An 18437-nucleotide genomic window follows, 5' to 3' on the forward strand; every position below is an offset into this window, starting at 1 on the left:
AAAAATTTTCATGTTTATCTTGCCCTCTTGTACTTTTTCTACATCCATAATTTTATATCGGATTTTATATTTAATCTAATACATGTTATTTTATAAATATATTTATTTTAGTAAATAATAGGGGTGTAAAAAATAGATGGAACTGCTTCAATTGAAATACTTTCAGACGGTTGCTTATACAGAGCATATTTCTAAGGCTGCCCAACAACTAAATATTGCTCAACCTTCATTAAGCCTCACAATTAAGAGACTTGAGGATGAATTGGGAACAAAGTTATTTGATAGGAAAGGAAGAAATATTGAATTGAGTTCTTCTGGAAAAATTCTTTTGAAACATGTGAACAAGATTTTTACCGAAATTGAAAATGCAAGAACGGAAATTCAAGCGAAAGATCAGGAAAATACACGCACCATTAAAATATCGATTTCCAATCCTAGATTCCTCACAGGGCTGATCAGTGAATACATTACCCAATATCCGGAAATAAAAATACAACAGGGAATTGGAGTGAGAAGTGGAATACTGGAAAGCTTAAAGAAGGGGGAAATTGATTTAGGTATAGCAGGTCCACCTATAGTGGATGAGGAGATAAAAAGCTGTGTGTTGTTAGATGAGGACATTGTCCTGGTATTGCCCTCCACCCACAAGTTGGCAGGCCATTCAGAAATCTCTTTAAGAGATGTTGCCAATGAACCATTTATTTCTCTGGCTGGTAATGAGGAATACAGTAAATTTACAAACGAACTTTGTGAAAAAGAGGGATTCACTCCCAAAAATAATTTTGAGGTAGATTCTAATCTATTAGCAGAAATTATTAAGTTAGATCAAGGTGTAGCATTCCTTCCCATTTCAGTGTGTAGAAAACACCATTTACATTACGTAAAAATTGCAGATATTGCCCCGACCTATACAGTCGGACTGTCTTGGGTAAAAGATGGGTTGTTATCTCCTTCAGTAAGAGATTTCCGGGACTTTATTATTTCCTATTTTAAAGATAACCACCAAATGTTCAAAGTTCCCTAAACGCTTTCAATATTACTAAGGTAACAACCTGGTCCGTTTGTTCGATAAAATGATTGTATTTTTTAACAAATTTATTATCTCTATGCACGGGAAACCTTTGAAAGTTGGATTTCCTTTAAATTTATCCAGTTATCAATATTAGATTTTAACAGAGCCAAAAAAAGCCCAAAGACCGCGGCCTTTGGGCATCATTCGTTACATGGATGGCGAAGATGGCACCTGTGTATTGTCTTTTTTCAATAGCCAGTATTGGCTGCCGAGCATAAGAACAAACGCAACAAGACCAATCGCACTATAGATTCCTTCAGGGTAGACCAAAAGGAATCCAATGATCACCGCAACTGCTCTTTCTAAAAAGTTAAGCCTTCTCATCCAGTAGCCGATCATTCCTGCACCGATTGCAATCATGCCGACGAAGGCAGTGGAAATGACCCAAAGTGCTTCTATCCACGTCGTATCAATCAGCATCAATTGTGGAGAGATGACAAAGATATAAGGAATGATAAAAGCCGCTATAGCAAGCTTTGATGAGATGATTCCTGTCCGTACCGGTTCACCGCCAGAAACCCCAGCTGCTGCAAAGGCCGCGAGTGCTACAGGAGGCGTGATATCGGCAATGATTCCGAAATAAAAAACAAACATGTGAGCCGAGAGAGCCGGTACACCAAACAACAGAATAGCCGGAGCTGCGATTGTGGACGTAATGACATAGTTCGCTGTGGTAGGCGATCCCATGCCTAATATAAGTGATGCGATCATCGTTAAGATCAGGGTAGGTATCAAATATCCACCCGAAAGCTCAAGCAAACCATTTGCCATCTTAAGTCCAACACCTGTTACCGTAACAACGCCAACAATCATTCCGGCAGCCGCTGTAGCCGCTGCTACACCAAGAGCTGTTCGAGCACCATCTGCCAGCGCTTCAATAAAGAGCTTCGGACCCATTCTTGTCTGCTTATTGAACATTCCGACTGCAATCGCACTGACGATCGACCATAACGCCGCCTTCGTTACACTCATTCCGCTCATTAAGAGGATAATAACGACCAAGATTGGAATAAGCAGGTAAAGTTGTTTAATAACCCTTTTCGTTTCTGGCATCTCTTCCCGGGACAGTCCTCTGAGTCCGATTCGTTTCGCTTCAAAATGGGTCATAATCCAAATCCCTGCAAAATAGAGGATAGCCGGAATGGCAGCAGCCTTTGCAATATCCCAATAGGTGATCCCGCCTCCAATAAATTCAACCATCAAGAACGCAGCAGCCCCCATAACAGGCGGCATAATCTGTCCTCCAGTAGAAGAGGCAGCCTCAACCGCTCCAGCAAAGTTCTTGTTATAACCTAACCGCTTCATCATCGGAATGGTAAAAGCACCCGAAGTTACTACATTTGCAACCGAGCTTCCACTGATCGTTCCCTGCAGGGCACTTGAGAAAATGGCTACTTTAGCAGGCCCCCCCACTCTTCGGCCCGCAATAACAATTGATAGATCATTAAAATATTCTCCTACTCCTGTTTTTACAAGAAATGCCCCAAACAAAAGAAATAAGAAGATGTACGTTGAGGAAACCGCGAGCGGCGTTCCCAGTATTCCTTCTGTCGTAAAAAACATCGTTCTAACGATACGTTCAATCGTCAAACCTCTATGCTCTAAAAACCCTGGCATATATGGCCCGAAATAAGCGTAAAGCAGGAATAAACCCGAAATAACCGTAATAGGAAGCCCGACGACACGTCTTGTTGCTTCTAAAACAAGTACAATCGCGATGGCTCCAATCAGAAAATCCTGTGTTGTAAGCTTTCCTACCCTCATAACAAGATCATCCATAAATAAGTACCAGTACGAACCGACAGCTAGAGATAATAAGGCCAGGAGCATGTCATACCAAGCTACTTGAAACCGTTGCTTTTTTTCTCTTTTCTTTTTTGATGCAGGAAATAATAAAAAGATCAGTGTAAGTGCAAAACCTAAATGGATCGTTCGCTGCAGCTGTGCTGGCAAAACGCCAAATATAGCTGTATAAAGCTGAAATAAAGAAAAGGCAACAAGCCCGATAAGCGTAACCCAGTACAGGACTCCTTTTAATTTTCGAAAGCCTGCTTCTGGATCGTATTTCTCCATTAACTCTTGTACGGTATCATCTGAAATTTGATCGCCCTGCAGATGTTTATTGTTTTCCAAGCCTTTTCCCTCCAATCATCCATTGCCACATACTCCATTTTTTTGTTTCTATCCTTACCCATGATCCTTTATCACTGAAGCTGGAAAAAGGATATTCTTCTCCATCAATGATCAACCTATGATCTGCAACTACTTGTCCCACCCGAATATCAAGAGAAGAAAAGGTCCTATTCATGTTCGCTAAAATATAAGTTCCATTCTTTTGGGCGAATGTCTCATTTCCGCTTGGTCCTGAAGGCATCCCTATTCCAAATTCCTCAAACCTTATTTCCGTCTGTACAATCTCCCCATTTTTATTGGTCAGATAGGTCTCGAGAACAGGCGTCCTATGGATAGAGTGTATATACTTTATACTGAATTTTTCACCTGGCTTATTCAGAAAAAAAGCTAATGGTCTGCCGGACTCACCCTCTTCTGCAACGACGGCAGAAAAGAACGGATACGAGACGGCAATAACAAGAACAGTTACAATGATTAATATTGCTATTATTCTCTTCATAAGAACACATGGACTAAAGAAAAATCTTCAGTCCATGCTTTCACCTCTTATTTTAGAATTCCTTTTTCTTCAAAATACTTTTTAGCTCCCGGGTGGAGGTCGATTCCCATCCCTTCTACAGCCTTCTCAGCAGAAATCAGTTCTCCTTTTGCGTGGCTGATCTTATCTACATTTTCAAAGATAGCTTTCGTAATCTGATAGACTGCCTCCTCATCCATGTCTTTACGGACAGTCAGCATGGATAATACAGCTACTGTTTTGACATCAGCTTCTAATTTGTATGTTCCGCTTTTCACTGTATCCTCAATGTAATAAGGATGAGTATCAATCAACTCTTTAATCTTATCATCTGCAATCGGAACGACCGTTACAGGATTTGTTGCAGATAATGCATCCACAGCGCCGGTCGGTGTTCCTGCCGTAATGAATGCCGCTTGAATGTTTCCGTCTTGAATTCCTTCAGTCGATTCATCGAATGAAAGGTGCTGCGCATTAATGTCTTCCATCGTGATGCCGTGGACTTTTAGGATCTGCTCTGCGTTTGCAAAGGTTCCGCTTCCAGGAGCTCCTACTGAAACTTTCTTTCCTTTTAAATCTTCAACGCTTTTAATGCCGCTGTCTTTTAGCGTGACAATCTGAACTGTTTCAGGATACAACGTACCAATACCCGTAACCTGATCAACCTTCTCTTTAAACATTTCTTTGCCTTCTACCGCATAGCTCGCAATATCTGTTTGTGTAAAGGCAATATCTGCATCACCGTCTTGAAGAAGCTGCATGTTTTCTACAGATGCTCCTGATGACTGTGAGTTCGCTTCAACGTCCAGCTCTTTACCGATGATTTTCGCCATCTCACCGCCAAGTGGATAATATGTACCTCCTGTACCACCAGTCACAATGCTGATTCGGTCAAGATTCAAAGCAGGACTTTCCCCTGATTCCTTTTTCTCAGACGGTGTGTCAATTTTTTGTCCGCATGCAGCAAGTGAAAATGCCAACAGTAAAACAAATAATAAAGTGAGCCCCTTTTTCATGCTTTCCCTCCTAGTGAAATTAATTATTTTCTATTTCAATAGTTTAGCATAAAATCCCGAAAAGTTTTCCAATAATTTAAATATTCAGATTAGTTATTTGCGTAAAATGTAGATGCGGAATAAGTATTAATTAAAAACGGTTCTGATACAAATACTTGAAGAATATATAAAAAAGCGCCTGACTGCTTGTTTTCCTCTTAATTCGCTTAGACGAAAATGAATGGTATTTCCTTCTGAATCAACAGCACGATACAGATACATCCATTGCCCTCTAACTTTCACATCGGTTTCATCTACTCTTCAGGAGTCATGAATTGACTATAGATGACGCTGCACTCTTTCATCTAATCCATATCCATATTGATAAAACCAGCGCATGATGGTTGCATGAGCCATGGATAAGCTTCGTTCCTCCATCGATTCCACCAAATCACAAAAACTGAGTCCGTACCGAAGATACCATCTAACCGTTAATAAAATAATATCAGGCTGCTATTATTTCCACTTGAATTCTACGGGTTCTATCACACCGATACACACGTCCTTCTTAGTTTAGTAGGATCCATATGTTCTAGATTTAGAGATTATTTCAAGTTAGCTGAAGTCTTTGCACCAGAACCAACTTATGGGCACTATTGTCACTAACCATACTTGCCCAGTTATCTGCGACTGCGAAATATCCGTTGATACTTCTCCCCTTCTTTTTTGAAAATCGAACAGATTTATTACCAATCATTCAAGCTCTTCTATTTAAAATTATTCAAATTTTCTAAAAATATGTTGACGAAATTTATCAGAGAAAGATAAAATTTGTTTATATACAAAAATATGTTTCATATACGAAACAAATCATTAAAACTATTTTAGGAGGGGAAATAATATGTCTAGGAAAAAGTTTTTGGTAATAGTTCTTTTATGTTTAGTGTTAATAGTATCTGCCTGTAGTCAAGGAACAACGACGGAAAGTGAAGACAGTTCAGGAAAAAAAGCAGTTAAGCTTACTTTTGCAGAACCAGCAAGGATTTTGTCAGTTGCTCCATTTTATGTAGCTATTGAGCAAGGATTTTTTAAAGATGAAGGCATTGAAGTTGAAATTGCATCTGGCGGTGGTGGCTCACAAGTAATCGCTTCTGTCTTATCAGGTGAAGCTCAATTTGCGGTCTCAGGTCCCCGCAGTATGTTTGCTCCCCTTGATAAGGGAGAGGATTTACTAGCAATCCAATCTTTAAACTCAGCTCTAACTTATCAAATTACACTCTCTAAAAAGCACCAAAAGAAAAAGAACATTTCTAAAGATTCACCACTTAAGGATAGAGTTGCCTCGTTAACTGGCGCCACCATTGGCACAAACCTTGTTGGGGATTCCGGAGATGTTTACACCCGGTATTTAATGAAACTGCATGGTGTTGATCCAAACACTCTCGAAACTGTCAAATTAGCAGGCGATGGAGCGAAAATTGGCGGTATGCAAGAGGGAATTGTTGATGGTAGCATTGCCTCACCCCCAATGGGTTTACAAGCAGAAAATAAAGACGTCGGCGAAATCGTAATTGACACAATGGAAGAGCCCATGTACAAAAATATGGTTTGGGAAGTTGTTTTTGCCGATAAAGATTATTTAGAAAAAAATCATGAAACATCTTTAAAAGTGGTTCGAGCAATTGGAAAAGGAATGGAATTCACGCGTGATAACCCGAGAAAAGCAGCGGAATCTATCACCTCCTACTTTGAAGGAATCGATGTAGAGATCCTTGAAAAATCATTAATCGGATTAAAAGATACGTTTAAAGGCTACGGAGAAATGAATCAGGAAGCTTGGGATAATGCGCAAGATCCATTAGTTGAATTTGGAGAGATGTCAGGTGTTTCTACCAAACAAGATACCACTGAAGATGTTATTTGGACAAACAATTATATCAAAGAAGCTTTTAAAAAATAATTAATCTAGAAAGGAGAGGATCCAATTAAATGGGGACTACAAAACCACTCCAAAAGTTAAAACTGTCGACTCGTTTTTTAAATGTTACCTACGTAAACAATAAAACCGGCGCAGAAGTGATTGCCTTAAAAAATATAAATCTGGATATTAAAGACGGCGAATTTATCTGTATCGTAGGACCAAGCGGCTGCGGGAAAACAACTTTTTTAAATACGGTAGCTGGCTTACTAAAGCCTAGCAAAGGAGAAATACTGCTGGACCAAAAGAAAATTGATGGCCCAGGCAAAGATAGAGCGATGGTTTTTCAAAATCCTAGCCTCCTGCCTTGGAGAACAGTTTTAGATAACGTACTCTATGGAGCTGAGCTACAAAAACAAGTATCCACAGATAAAAAGCGGGAAGCTAAAGAATTTATTGAGATGGTTGGTTTAAAAGGCTATGAAAACCACTACCCTCATGAATTATCAGGGGGAATGCAACAGAGAGTAAATTTGGCTCGCGCATTGACAGTCAATCCATCATTGCTATTACTGGACGAGCCGTTTTCAGCATTGGACGCGCAAACTAGAGAATTTATGCAAAGGGAGTTACTCAGAATATGGAGCGAAACAAAGAAGACCAGTATTTTTATTACACATCAAATTGATGAAGCCGTATTTTTAGCAGATAGGGTATTTGTCTTTGGAGCAAGACCTGGGCGCTTGGTGGAGATTATAGATGTAAATACACCGAGACCAAGAGATCTCCATGTGAAGCGCAGTCCAGAATTTTTAACGTTTGTAGATCATATATGGTCTATTATTGAAAAGGAATCTTCAAAACAGGGTTTTGACGATAAAGAAAAGTAATGAAGGGAAAGGAGACTATTATGACTAAAGGTGCTATCCAAGTTGCACAATCGGAGCCTAAAATAAAAAAACCAAAGAAATTAAAAAAGGAAAAAAAACCTTTTATTATTAGCTCTGTTTCTGTTTTACTTTTTCTACTCCTCTGGGAAATTGCTTCCCAAAATGAATGGATAAACCCATTATTTATCAGCTCACCAATTGAAATTTCACAAGCAGCATTTTTAATGGTACAGGAAGTCTCCTTTTGGGAAAATATGAAAGTAAGCGGTTACGAATTCTTAGCAGGTTTTGTTTTAGCTATACTTATTGGAATTCCAATTGGCGTGTTCTCGGGCTGGAACACTAACTTTAATGCAGTGGTCAATCCTTTTATTTCAGGACTATATGTCACTCCTAAAGTTGCTCTTTTACCCGTGATTGTCATTGCATTCGGAATTGGACCTGCATCCAAAATTGTTATAGTATTTTTGATGGCCTTCTTTCCAATAGTGATGAGCGCACAAAAGGCGATGTTAACTTTAGACCAAAATTTGATCAAAGCAGCAAGAACATTTAACGCAAGTGAGTTTCAAATTTTTAAAACAATAGCGTTGCCTTCAACCGTACCGTTTCTGTTGAATGGCATCCGCCTGGGGATCGGTCAAGGGCTAATCGCTGTAGTTGTAGGTGAGCTGTTTGCTTCAACAGCTGGCATTGGATATCAGTTAACAAGCAATGGCCAAAACTTACAAACAGATCGGATGTTTGTCGGAGTATTAGTAATTACTATAACAGGTTTAATCCTTACTTCTTTATTGGGTATGATTGAAAAACGATTTTCCTCTTGGAAACCAGACCATAGTTAATAAATTTGGTTCTGATGCACAGATAGATAAAGATAGTAAACTGATATATTGCTAACGAACTCATACCTCTCAAGCCCAAACAATTGAAGTTTCTTCTGATCTTGGACAGATTGATTTACGACATCAATCTGTTCTTTTTTGAGCATATACATCGCTTTGCTCAAATGTGACTTTGAAATAAAATGAAAGCTTTCAGAAACTCAAGAACTGAGAATTCTTTTTACAGCAGCCAAGAAGGCTGGTAAATTATCATCATTCAAAAAGTGACCAGCGTTATCTACCGTCACCAATTGACAACTCGGAATCAGCTCAGAAACTTCCTGCAATTTGTTTTGAGGAATATGACCGGACCCACCTCCTATAATAAGAGACGGTATGCTTATGTGGTTAATACGCAGCCACCACTTGGGATTAGGCTCATTAAGTTGATGTAAAATCGAAGGACAACTAGCCAATCAAACGGTAGAGGATCAAAAGGTTTCGAAGGGACTTCGATCGGCTTATCTCAAAAAGGAGGCGGAGTGTCTTCAACAATCAACCTTTCTCTCCTTGACGGAAATGTTTCCGATAAGAGATAGAATACTGTTTTGCCCATGGAATGACCAAGTAGCCAGTCCATAATGCATACAAATATAAAAGAAGAAACCCCTATTTCAGGGGTTTCTTCTAAAAACTAAGCTTTCACAGTCAAATCCCAATAAGCTGATTGAATTTCCTTAACCTTTGACACGTATTCTTTTTGAATATCATATAATTCGTCATATGGTAGGTCTTTAAATCCTTCTACAAAAGGATCTTCAACTTCTGTACGATTACCACTCATTTCCTCAACAATTGCTAAAGAACAGAAAGGTACGTATGCTGCACTATATCCGCCTTCATGACAAGCCACTAATTTACCTTCGCAGTGCTTCTCAGCTACATTCATCATAAATTTAGTCATTTGTCTGTAACCATCTGCATTTACCATCATCCGTGCAAGTGGATCAAATATACCTGCATCCTGACCAGCAGAGATGATAATTAGCTCCGGTTTAAATTGATCAGCAATAGGCTGTACAACTTCTTCTAACGCATACATGTATCCAGCGTTTCCTGTACCCGCAGGAAGTGGAATGTTAATATTTCGACCAATCCCCTCTCCCTTACCAACATCCTCTCGACTTCCCCGGCCTGCTGGATACAAACGTTCTTGATGAAGTGAAATGAATAATACATTTGGGTCATCATAGAAAGCTGATTCCGTTCCATTTCCGTGATGCACATCCCAATCAAGAATCATAACACGCTCTAATCCAAGTACATTACGAGCGTACTTTGCTGCGATTGCAACGTTATTAAATAAACAGAAGCCCATCCCTTTATCTGCCTCAGCGTGATGGCCTGGGGGACGCGTTAATGCGTAAGCATTATCCACCTCACCCTTAACAACAGATTCAACTGCTGTAATCGCTCCACCGGCCGATAGCAGGGCAATTTCGTAGGAACCTTTCCCTACGAGCGCTAGTTCACCTGCATCGCCAAAACCAGCTTCACTCAACTCTTTTACTTTATTTATATATGACTCGGGATGGTAAAAACTAATTTCTTTAATAGTTGCAGGGCGAGGTTTAATTTGAGTTAATTTGTCCATTAGTCCACTTACTTCAAGTAGATTTTTAAAGCGCCTTTTAGTTGCAGGGTTTTCAGAATGCACATCGGTTTCGATATAACCTCCAGGAGGCATAAACAAAGCACCATTCCCTGTATCATGCCAGAAATACTTCTCATCACAAATAAATGCTGTTTTCTTCACCGTAACCCCTCCAATCATTTAATTCATCCGCTGCTAATTTCATTAAATGACATTTTTAAGAATATTACTATTACCCGACCGGGTGATTTGATAGAATATTCTTAATATTATATTTTTATTACATTTAATCAGTTAAAGGAGGGATTTTATGAACAGCTATACGTTGACCCCTAAAGAGTATGAGAAAATTATTCATTTTTCAGCCCAAATTACTTATCCAGTGGAAGATATCCGCTTACACATTCAACATAAATTAGAAGAATATTTTGGATTCACTCAAACCATCTTTTGGTATTCGGATGATCAAGGGAATTTAAGCGATCCTCTTAACTATAAACTAAGTGATAGAGCACTCATAGATTACTTGACTGAATATCATTTTTACGACCTCTTGCATCCAATGAAAAATGTAGAGTTATTTCGTGAAAAAAAAGTTATTCGATTAGCCGACCTTGTCTCAAGCGATCAGTATGAAAATTCACCTTTTTATCATTCGTTTTTGAAGAAATACGGGTTTCACGATGAAATGGTAGTGGTGCTTGCTCATCAGGGGAAATTCGTAGGAGCCATTGGAATGGCTCAAAAAGAGAACACGAATAAATTTACAACTAATGATCGCAACATATTACACCTCATATCAGACGTTATAGCATCTGTGCTTTTACATCAATTAAAAGATGAAAACGAATTTGGTCTATTGTCAAAAAGAGAGCAAGAGGTTGTTGAGCTGATTAAAAAAGGATGGACTAACCAAGTTATAGCAGATACATTGCACATCTCCGTAAACACGGTAAAGAAGCACTTACAAAATATTTATGAAAAATATAGCGTAAATAACAGAACACAATTAGTCCAAAAACTATAACTAACCTGCCTGGCATAAAGGATTGCAAAACTACATAAGAACGAGAACGATGGGGTTTATACGAAGATCCATGTAAATTATAAACTAAATGTTATTTGCTCTAATGCAACTTCTCCACGATTGATTAATTGAAACAAATTTTATAATTGTAAGTCTCAGTCTTTTGTTTCCATTAAACCGCTATTAGTACGAAGCCATCTATTGAAAAAAGCTCCCCGACAGCAGTCTAAGCGCACCAACTAAATTACGGTTATTGGAAAACCAGCTGTTTTTTTATGTTGTGTACTAAACGCTTTTTCTACATCATATACCTCTTCAACATAAACCTGGTGCCAGATTATAAATACAAGAATAGTCCAGATTTTACGGCTATTATCCTTTTTGTTATATACGTGCTCTTGCAGCAGCCGCATCACTTTCTACTTGTTAAATAAATAGTCAGTCTTGCTTGAATTAAGTTAACCGCCCAATTGCACATTTTATCTTTTAGCCAGTAGCGGACTGGCACGGAAAAACCAAGCTTTTTACGATGTAAGACATGATCGGTCACAATACCTGCTGCCGCTTTACGTAGGACTTATGTAGTCGTGCTGTTTTTAACTTTTTGATCTGTAGCAATCGTTGAAGCGATATCGAAGACTTCCCGATCCAAAAACGAGGTACGCAATTCCAGCGAGTGAGCCATCGTCATAACCTGCTGACGGCCAGTAGATGGGATCGGTAATACCTGTATAAGATAAGTTTAATGTGCAATTAGACTGTTACATAGTATAGACGAATAGACACTATAAAAAAGTTTGCTCAAGGAGATATTTTTACCGTTCATAAAGATTGCTTGCAGGAAAACTAAAACACTCCCTTTATCTTTCCGTTCTTTTTTCATGCGCTTTCTAAATAAAAAAACACGCTGCTATTGAGCAGCGTGTCATACGGTAGGCGAAAATAATTATTCTTGGTATTCTTTCATCTTTATTACTTCTGTAAATGAATTGTCCGATATAGAAAGGCAGCAGTTTGTGCGCGTGTGACTTTTTGAGTCGGGCCAAATGTTCCATTTGAATTTCCGATAGCGATATTATGGGCTGCGAGAGCGTCGATATACGGAGAGGCCCAGTACTCTTTATTTACATCCTTGAATGGCTTTGTCGGATGCCCCTTCAAGTTAAAAGCGGCTGACAATAGTTTCGCTAATTGTGCACGAGTCAGTTCCTCATTTGGTCTGAATGTTCCATCCTTAAAACCGGAAATTATACCTTTTTGCTTAAGAAAGTGAATATACGGTAAGAATTCATTGTCAGATGCTACATCTTTAAATACAGTTGAATCTTTGGCAAGTGTGTGATCAAAGCCTAGGGCATTGGCTAAAAGTTTAGCAGCGTGTGCTCGTGTTACCGTTTTATTTGGCTGAAAACTGCCATCCTTGTATCCACTTATATACCCTTTATCAACGAGGAATTGGATTTCTTTATAAGCCCAAAAATCAGACCCGACATCTGTAAATGTCATAGAAACCTTCTCTCCTTTTACCCAATTGCCGATATCTTTAATAACTTCTATTGGGACATTCGCTGGAATAGCATACTCAGAAAAATCTGGTTCCCCCTTATAGTTAACAAGCAAATGGATCAAATCAGGGTACATTTTATAAGAAACATTTTTCCGCTTCGATAAAGCATTCTGCCAATCTTGCAAATCTGAAGGCGGTACTTGTAAATCCTTTGCTCCCTGCATAATAAATAAAGGAACATTCTGCTTAGCTGCTAGCTTTGTAGGGACATAGTCGCGAAGTTCATACCACCAATAGGCATTTGGAAGCTGAAACTCCTTTGGGATATGATCTTTAGAATAAGCGGGATTATTAATTAAAGCTATTTGTTGCTCCCAAAAAGCAAGATTTGCTTTTGCTGCTTCTAGCTGCTCAGGAGGCAATCCTTGTTTCTTCGCTCTTTCCAATGCATCTTTTTGCTGTTGTAACATCAAGTCTTGAAACTTGCCGCTTGGTCCTGATACGATGATTCCACCTTTAATCAGGTTATTTTTATCTGTTTCCAAAATGCGCGGCATTGCATACCCGCCTTGACTATGCCCCAATACATAAACTTGATCACTCACTTCAGGCAGCGTATGTAACAGTTGGACCGCGTTTATCGCATCCTGAATCGTTTCTTCTTGAAGGGTAAATTTAGGAGAGAAACCTGTCTTTAAATGATGTTCTCTTGTTACTTTTTCATACCGAAGAACAGCTATCCCCTCATTGGCCAGACCTACTGCCATATCCCGAAAGGCTTTAGTCGAGTTTAAGGATTCGTCTTGATCATTGGGTCCTGAACCATGCACAAGAACAATCGCTGGAAAGGGTCCTTTTCCTTGTGGAATAGTTAGCGTACCTGGAAGCGCAAACTCTCCTTCGCCAATCTTCACTTGCTGCTCAATATAATTCTCTTGTTTTTCATATGTCGGTTTCTTATACTGACTTGGCGGTGAATAATAAAACGGGATAAAAAAGTCATCCACACGACCGGTTTCATCTAAATTAACAGTCACTTCCATAGGGGAAATCTCCCCCTCATAGGTCATTACGATATTTGTATGTACGGCATTTCTTACTTTTTTTACAGATACTTGCTTACCGATTTTTCCAAAAACAGACGTTTTCGCCTGCCAAATATATGATAATTCTTGTTGGGTCATATGTTTTTTTAAATTTTCATTCAATAATGCATAGGCCTCGTCCCATTTTTCATTAGTAATTGCCGTTATAAATGAAGTGGCTATTTGTTCAGCATTTGCTGGCGCCATCGTGTTCACTGCTTCCTGCGCTTGCACATGAGATAAGTCATCAGCAGGAATCGCTATACCGCTTATACCGATAGTCGTTGCAAGTAAGACTGGACTAATCTTTTGCCATTTTTTATGACTTTTCATTTTTTCCCTCCGTTCCATATTTCAGGAAATACCTGTTAAACTTATAGTATAATAGGCAGATTAGTACTACAAGCTTTTCTAATAAAGTAATAAACTGGTTATTCAAAAAGACAGATCATTTATTTTCTTATCAGAAGACAAATGATCGTACTATTTGATTCAGTTTCTCCTGTCCCGCACCCATAATAAAGATAAAAATCCCTTATACTTTTTCTGCTTTCAAAATAAAAATGATAAAATCATTAACATAAAGTAACGGTGGTGTTCATTTTGATTAAGATGATTAAACAACTTGATGATGAAATTGTTTATTGGGAAGTTTGGCGAGATGGCAAAACTTTAGTAATACATTATGGCACTGTTGGAAATACTGGCGAAACCGTGAAAAAGAAATTGGCCTTATCTCAAAAGGCGAAAAAAGTAATGGATGAATTGGCCAATGAAAAAGCTAACGAAGGCTATGATTATTTAGATGAAGATGAATTATTTGAACTTGTTGTTCAATACCCTTGCGAAGAAAATCAAATGGATGCAGTGCTTAAGAAGAGACACCATGTAGAGGAATTAATGAACGAATGTTTAGGCTGGACAGGCAATGGTGCGTGTGACGGTGGAGATATTGGCAGTGGAACAGCCAACATCTTTAATTATGTGGTAGACATAGAAAAAGCTACAAAAACCATCCTAAACGAATTAAAGAACAATAACCTTCTTGAGGAAGTAAGAATGGCGTACTTTCATCCTGAAGAAGAGAACTATATCGCTTTGTATCCTGAAGGGACGAAATTTGATCTCATATAAAAAAGCATTGAGATGACTCAATGCTTTTTTAATTAATTACTAAAATCAATATTCTCAAAGTGCTCCACTAACGGAAATGGATCATAGAAATGGTGCAATAATTCTTTCCACTCTTGATATTCCTTAGATTCTCTAAACCCTACGGTGTGGTCTTCTAATGTTTCCCAGTTTACTAGAAGTAAATACTTTCCCTGTTCCTCCATACATCTCTGAAGAGTATGATTCACATAGCCATTCATTGATGAAATAATAGTTGAGGCTTTTTTGAACGTTTTCTCAAATTCCTTTTCTCTTCCTCGCTTTACCTGCAACATGGCAGCTTCTAATATCATGTAAAGTCCTCCTTTTTTGGTTTTTATATATCATACGTCTTTGAATAGTTAACGTAAAGCTTGATAGAGAGCTAATTAAATTAATCTCAGATTCATTTCTGAGTCAAATAACTCCAATCACAAAGATAAAAGCAACGGATTTTTTAATTCGAGAGAGAATGAGTTAGTAAAGAAGCTCGTTAAATTAACTCTAGATTTTATTGTGTACAGTAGCTTTCTTGGTTATAGGGAGAGAGCGCCTTGAAAATTTAAAAACCAACTAAAAAAGACTTCCTTGCAGCAATCTTTTCTGTACTCTTACTAAATTAATTTTATTTAAAGCTTGCTGCCACACCAAGGACAAAATTCAATAGTAACTGTAGAGCTCCCTCCATCATGAATGATTAGCCCATGCTCTCCATCGTCCTTATTAAAGTAGATAAGCTGATCTGGGCAATCGAAAGGATTATTATGAGTGTCGCAGCTAAATGTAGCATGGTATTCCATATCCTTACAACAATAATTTTTCATCTCTTAGCATCCTTGCCTGAAGTATTTTCTCTATTTACATAACACTTGAAATAGTAGTGTTTATTTGTTCTGCTTTTTCACCCATTCTTTATATTCAGATTCAGTATATTCGTCCGTTTTCACAACAGTCCAGCGGCCATCTTTAACTTTTAGGGAAATCTCTATTAAAAGCTCCCCTCCTGACTCACTGTAATCATCATGCAAATAACTAATGCCGCCATGAATAAGAGCAATTACTTCTTTGTCGCCTGTAACTTTTACCTTCATTCGGTCATGGCTTTCGATACTATAATTGGCATCTATCAAGTTAAAACCTTTATTTAAGGATTCAGCTTCATTTCTCTCTACATTAACACCTTTTTGAAGATCGTAATTTCTTTTTAGGTCTGAATATTGATTCCAGAGGAGATTCATATCGTTGTTTATCACTGCTTGTGTTCGGTAATACATATACTTTAATACAATTTTGTTGTATTTTACCCAATCGGATGGTTCGGGTTCAATAAAACCATCTACACTTTTTTCTTTATTCACATTTACTATTTCGACAGTATTTGGTTGGCATCCAAACAAAGAAAACATAATAATAGCCATGAAAGTTCTAAATAGACATTTCCTCATGATTTCCCCCCATATATTCAGCTGCTAAAAGGAAAACTACAGGCTTTCTTCTCCTTGTAGAGCCCCTTCTTTAACCAATTATAAAGGAAACTAAAACTCAGGTAAATTTTTCCTAAAAAAGATGAGTTAAAGGAAAATTTAGGCGCGATAGAATGAGAGTTATAAACCCATGAAAATCACAAAAAAGCTATCTATCCGCCATGATAACAACCTGACCCTTAGATTCCCTATAGTCTGAAATACTAAAATGGGCATAGAAAGTTAAGCTTTTCTTGTTCCTAATGCAATTTTTCAAGATTTTGTTTTGAATTTTGCACATATTGAAGTATGAAAAATCCCTCCCTAAATGCTTATGGTTTTGCACCAAAAGCTCTTATACTTAGAGATTCAAATGGAAGTGCAAAGTAGGAATAACCTATATACTCCTCTTGTATTACAAAGATTTAACAGGGTGGAAAGTATAAATAGACGAAAAGAGCCCCGGAACCTAAAGATTCAGGGCTCCCGGAACACAACATATTTACGTTTATGTCGCTTTTCTACTGAGATAGTAACTCAATGGCTTTTTCTAAAAGAACAAGATCTTTAGTAATTTCTTCCTTAATTTGTTCATCTTTGCAACGTTCACGCTCGTCATACAAACGAGTAAGTTCTCTCATAAAGATAAATTGATCTTTATCATCATTCATGACGATGCGTACCTTCCTAATTCTGCAGCCCGGCTATCTTAGCATTAAATGCCTTAGATCCGTGGCTTTGCGTCCTAATCTTTCGATTAGTTTGCCTTTTATATTTAGAATTAATTTTACTATGAATTGGAAAGAAAATCATCAATAACTCCAAATTTTCTCCTGTGTCGCTGGGAATCGGTCGTATTTTTTACTACATCATAATCTCCTATATGGTGCAATTAGCAGATTAAATCAATGTATTGTTTCTTTTTGCCGCCTGAATATTTGAATACCTAAATTTTTTCTTTCTCGTTTTATTTCGTCTATCCGTCCTTCTATGGCCGCTTGATGCCACTGGATTATCATACGCTCAAATTCATCCATTGCGTTATGTCTATTTCTTTTGACAGTTCTTTATTTTTCTATTATAAATTGAAGTACTCCTAGTAAGATTTATCTTTTCACCTAACTTCATGATATAGACCATTTTGTCTTTATGTGGGTTTTTATACAATATTGATGGGTCAATATTGTATAAAAAAGTGATATTTTATTCCCTTCACTCCTTACAGAATGGATAATCTTGAAGCATCCTTTTTCGTGTAACTAAATCCTAACTATCCAAAAGTATAAAAACCAAATGATTAGCGAACCCTTATAAAGTCCATAATTATCTATAAAAAACTGGAAATGCAGATGAGGTTAAACGCCATGGAAAGGAACCAATTAAAATTCTAGATAAGACCAAAAAAATAATTAACAGAACACCGAAAATACAACCCAGCTGAAGCTTCCCAAAAATTATTAAGTAATAAAAAGAAAAAGCTAGAAAGCAGAATTGAAAAGGGAATGATAAATCTGGAGAGAAAGTACATAGAGAAATAGTGTTTATTGTAGGGAACTTTTACGCTGTTAAAACTTTAGTATAATGGAGGGCCATTGTAGCGATACCGTAAGGAAGGGATATATTATGTTGACGTTTCAAAGATTACTAACTAGTCAAAATTTTGAATTTTATAGAATTATTACTCTGGCTTTGGCGATTTAGGATACCTGATATTTTATGATACCCATAGAAGAACTGTATTAAGTAATAATAACTGTTCTAGTTGATAGAGCGATGACTGAAGAGAAATTCGAAGATTATTCTAGGGCTAATCATATTTCTGTCTTGTTCTTTTCATACTTTGATACTAATGATAAAAAGATGAAGGTATTTTATACAATTACATACCTGCTCATTAAAATAAATACTTCTACAACCAGATATGGCGTATCATAAATGCAATATAATCACCATTTAGTTCACACGCCGTATAAGAACCCTAGAAGCCTTTGTAGCATTTAATAGTTACACGGGCTATAATTTTATTCACCTTTCATTTAAAATGGATGTGATCGCTTTCTGTGAAGCTACAAAAAAGAAACCTTTCGGCTCTGTGGCCAATAATAATAAAAGCCCTTACTCTTTGGGACTGACCCCTATTTTTGAGACAGGGATCAAAACACCTTTAAGCAGCCAGCTGCCGATATTTGACCGGTGGCTG

General features: G+C 37.7%; 15 protein-coding genes, 2 pseudogenes and 1 riboswitch. Of the genes and pseudogenes, 6 read left to right on the forward strand and 11 right to left on the reverse strand.

Annotation, left to right across the window (positions count from 1 at the left end):
- Window positions 1-136: 136 nt before the first annotated feature.
- On the forward strand, window positions 137-1024 hold the full coding sequence (locus ACH0BF_RS22625) for a LysR family transcriptional regulator (RefSeq protein ID WP_340856866.1): 888 nt from the start codon (window positions 137-139) through the stop codon (window positions 1022-1024).
- Between the two features lie 195 nt (window positions 1025-1219).
- On the opposite strand, the gene ACH0BF_RS22630 is transcribed toward ACH0BF_RS22625, so the two are convergent.
- The 4 genes and pseudogenes from ACH0BF_RS22630 to ACH0BF_RS22645 all read right to left on the reverse strand — a co-directional run.
- Window positions 1220-3145 (reverse strand): TRAP transporter permease, encoded by a 1926-nt coding sequence (locus tag ACH0BF_RS22630; protein WP_340856942.1) that lies wholly within the window; start codon window positions 3143-3145, stop codon window positions 1220-1222.
- 46 nt (window positions 3146-3191) lie between these two features.
- On the reverse strand, window positions 3192-3704 hold the full coding sequence (locus ACH0BF_RS22635; RefSeq protein WP_406910343.1) for a DUF1850 domain-containing protein: 513 nt from the start codon (window positions 3702-3704) through the stop codon (window positions 3192-3194).
- A 47-nt stretch (window positions 3705-3751) separates the two neighbouring features.
- Window positions 3752-4738: a TAXI family TRAP transporter solute-binding subunit gene (locus ACH0BF_RS22640; protein WP_340856863.1), complete on the reverse strand. Its 987-nt coding sequence runs from the start codon at window positions 4736-4738 to the stop codon at window positions 3752-3754.
- Window positions 4739-4906: 168 nt separating this feature from the next.
- A pseudogene (locus tag ACH0BF_RS22645) lies at window positions 4907-5221 on the reverse strand (DDE-type integrase/transposase/recombinase); the annotation flags it as partial.
- Between the two features lie 397 nt (window positions 5222-5618).
- On the opposite strand from ACH0BF_RS22645, the gene ACH0BF_RS22650 reads away from it, so the two are divergent.
- From ACH0BF_RS22650 to ACH0BF_RS22660, 3 genes are read left to right on the forward strand one after another with little or no spacing between them, the layout of a single operon-like run.
- On the forward strand, window positions 5619-6677 hold the full coding sequence (locus ACH0BF_RS22650) for an ABC transporter substrate-binding protein (protein WP_406910344.1): 1059 nt from the start codon (window positions 5619-5621) through the stop codon (window positions 6675-6677).
- Between the two features lie 29 nt (window positions 6678-6706).
- Complete coding sequence (locus ACH0BF_RS22655; protein ID WP_406910345.1) at window positions 6707-7525, forward strand: ABC transporter ATP-binding protein; 819 nt, start codon at window positions 6707-6709, stop codon at window positions 7523-7525.
- Window positions 7526-7545: 20 nt separating this feature from the next.
- Complete coding sequence (locus ACH0BF_RS22660) at window positions 7546-8370, forward strand: ABC transporter permease (protein WP_182917191.1); 825 nt, start codon at window positions 7546-7548, stop codon at window positions 8368-8370.
- Between the two features lie 673 nt (window positions 8371-9043).
- Here ACH0BF_RS22660 and ACH0BF_RS22665 read toward each other — a convergent pair.
- Window positions 9044-10165, reverse strand: a complete 1122-nt coding sequence (locus ACH0BF_RS22665) for a class II histone deacetylase (protein ID WP_340856859.1) — start codon at window positions 10163-10165, stop codon at window positions 9044-9046.
- A 148-nt stretch (window positions 10166-10313) separates the two neighbouring features.
- Here ACH0BF_RS22665 and ACH0BF_RS22670 point away from each other — a divergent pair, with 148 nt between their 5' ends.
- Window positions 10314-11030: a LuxR C-terminal-related transcriptional regulator gene (locus tag ACH0BF_RS22670; RefSeq protein ID WP_340856858.1), complete on the forward strand. Its 717-nt coding sequence runs from the start codon at window positions 10314-10316 to the stop codon at window positions 11028-11030.
- A 239-nt stretch (window positions 11031-11269) separates the two neighbouring features.
- Here ACH0BF_RS22670 and ACH0BF_RS22675 read toward each other — a convergent pair.
- Together ACH0BF_RS22675 and ACH0BF_RS22680 are read right to left on the reverse strand one after the other, a co-directional pair.
- A pseudogene (locus tag ACH0BF_RS22675) lies at window positions 11270-11721 on the reverse strand (asparagine synthase-related protein); the annotation flags it as partial.
- A 281-nt stretch (window positions 11722-12002) separates the two neighbouring features.
- Window positions 12003-13955: an S-layer homology domain-containing protein gene (locus ACH0BF_RS22680; RefSeq protein ID WP_340856856.1), complete on the reverse strand. Its 1953-nt coding sequence runs from the start codon at window positions 13953-13955 to the stop codon at window positions 12003-12005.
- A gap of 279 nt (window positions 13956-14234) precedes the next feature.
- Here ACH0BF_RS22680 and ACH0BF_RS22685 point away from each other — a divergent pair, with 279 nt between their 5' ends.
- A complete protein-coding gene (locus tag ACH0BF_RS22685; protein ID WP_340856939.1) occupies window positions 14235-14756 on the forward strand; it encodes a WGR domain-containing protein in 522 nt (173 codons plus the stop codon).
- A 32-nt stretch (window positions 14757-14788) separates the two neighbouring features.
- On the opposite strand, the gene ACH0BF_RS22690 is transcribed toward ACH0BF_RS22685, so the two are convergent.
- The 4 genes from ACH0BF_RS22690 to ACH0BF_RS22705 all read right to left on the reverse strand — a co-directional run bounded on the left by ACH0BF_RS22690 (window position 14789) and on the right by ACH0BF_RS22705 (window position 16908).
- Complete coding sequence (locus ACH0BF_RS22690; protein ID WP_340856855.1) at window positions 14789-15088, reverse strand: antibiotic biosynthesis monooxygenase family protein; 300 nt, start codon at window positions 15086-15088, stop codon at window positions 14789-14791.
- A gap of 315 nt (window positions 15089-15403) precedes the next feature.
- Window positions 15404-15598: a DUF6980 family protein gene (locus ACH0BF_RS22695; RefSeq protein ID WP_406910346.1), complete on the reverse strand. Its 195-nt coding sequence runs from the start codon at window positions 15596-15598 to the stop codon at window positions 15404-15406.
- Window positions 15599-15658: 60 nt separating this feature from the next.
- Window positions 15659-16219, reverse strand: a complete 561-nt coding sequence (locus tag ACH0BF_RS22700; protein WP_340856854.1) for a hypothetical protein — start codon at window positions 16217-16219, stop codon at window positions 15659-15661.
- A gap of 539 nt (window positions 16220-16758) precedes the next feature.
- Window positions 16759-16908 (reverse strand): hypothetical protein, encoded by a 150-nt coding sequence (locus tag ACH0BF_RS22705; RefSeq protein WP_340856852.1) that lies wholly within the window; start codon window positions 16906-16908, stop codon window positions 16759-16761.
- Window positions 16909-16928: 20 nt separating this feature from the next.
- Window positions 16929-17014, reverse strand: a riboswitch (cyclic di-GMP riboswitch).
- Window positions 17015-18437: the final 1423 nt, after the last annotated feature.

The sequence above is a fragment of the Pseudobacillus sp. 179-B 2D1 NHS genome (assembly GCF_045370945.1).
Classification (GTDB): domain Bacteria; phylum Bacillota; class Bacilli; order Bacillales; family Domibacillaceae; genus Pseudobacillus.

What these genes read in the sequence shown, in the direction of transcription:
- ACH0BF_RS22700 (WP_340856854.1), bottom strand. Translation starts at nt 16,219, where the DNA reads ATGAGGAAATGTCTATTTAGAACTTTCATGGCTATTATTATGTTTTCT.
- ACH0BF_RS22630 (WP_340856942.1), bottom strand. Translation starts at nt 3,145, where the DNA reads ATGGAGAAATACGATCCAGAAGCAGGCTTTCGAAAATTAAAAGGAGTC.
- ACH0BF_RS22655 (WP_406910345.1), top strand. Translation starts at nt 6,707, where the DNA reads ATGGGGACTACAAAACCACTCCAAAAGTTAAAACTGTCGACTCGTTTT.
- ACH0BF_RS22670 (WP_340856858.1), top strand. Translation starts at nt 10,314, where the DNA reads ATGAACAGCTATACGTTGACCCCTAAAGAGTATGAGAAAATTATTCAT.
- ACH0BF_RS22680 (WP_340856856.1), bottom strand. Translation starts at nt 13,955, where the DNA reads ATGAAAAGTCATAAAAAATGGCAAAAGATTAGTCCAGTCTTACTTGCA.
- ACH0BF_RS22650 (WP_406910344.1), top strand. Translation starts at nt 5,619, where the DNA reads ATGTCTAGGAAAAAGTTTTTGGTAATAGTTCTTTTATGTTTAGTGTTA.
- ACH0BF_RS22695 (WP_406910346.1), bottom strand. Translation starts at nt 15,598, where the DNA reads ATGAAAAATTATTGTTGTAAGGATATGGAATACCATGCTACATTTAGC.
- ACH0BF_RS22660 (WP_182917191.1), top strand. Translation starts at nt 7,546, where the DNA reads ATGACTAAAGGTGCTATCCAAGTTGCACAATCGGAGCCTAAAATAAAA.
- ACH0BF_RS22625 (WP_340856866.1), top strand. Translation starts at nt 137, where the DNA reads ATGGAACTGCTTCAATTGAAATACTTTCAGACGGTTGCTTATACAGAG.
- ACH0BF_RS22690 (WP_340856855.1), bottom strand. Translation starts at nt 15,088, where the DNA reads ATGATATTAGAAGCTGCCATGTTGCAGGTAAAGCGAGGAAGAGAAAAG.
- ACH0BF_RS22635 (WP_406910343.1), bottom strand. Translation starts at nt 3,704, where the DNA reads ATGAAGAGAATAATAGCAATATTAATCATTGTAACTGTTCTTGTTATT.
- ACH0BF_RS22705 (WP_340856852.1), bottom strand. Translation starts at nt 16,908, where the DNA reads ATGAATGATGATAAAGATCAATTTATCTTTATGAGAGAACTTACTCGT.
- ACH0BF_RS22685 (WP_340856939.1), top strand. Translation starts at nt 14,235, where the DNA reads ATGATTAAACAACTTGATGATGAAATTGTTTATTGGGAAGTTTGGCGA.
- ACH0BF_RS22640 (WP_340856863.1), bottom strand. Translation starts at nt 4,738, where the DNA reads ATGAAAAAGGGGCTCACTTTATTATTTGTTTTACTGTTGGCATTTTCA.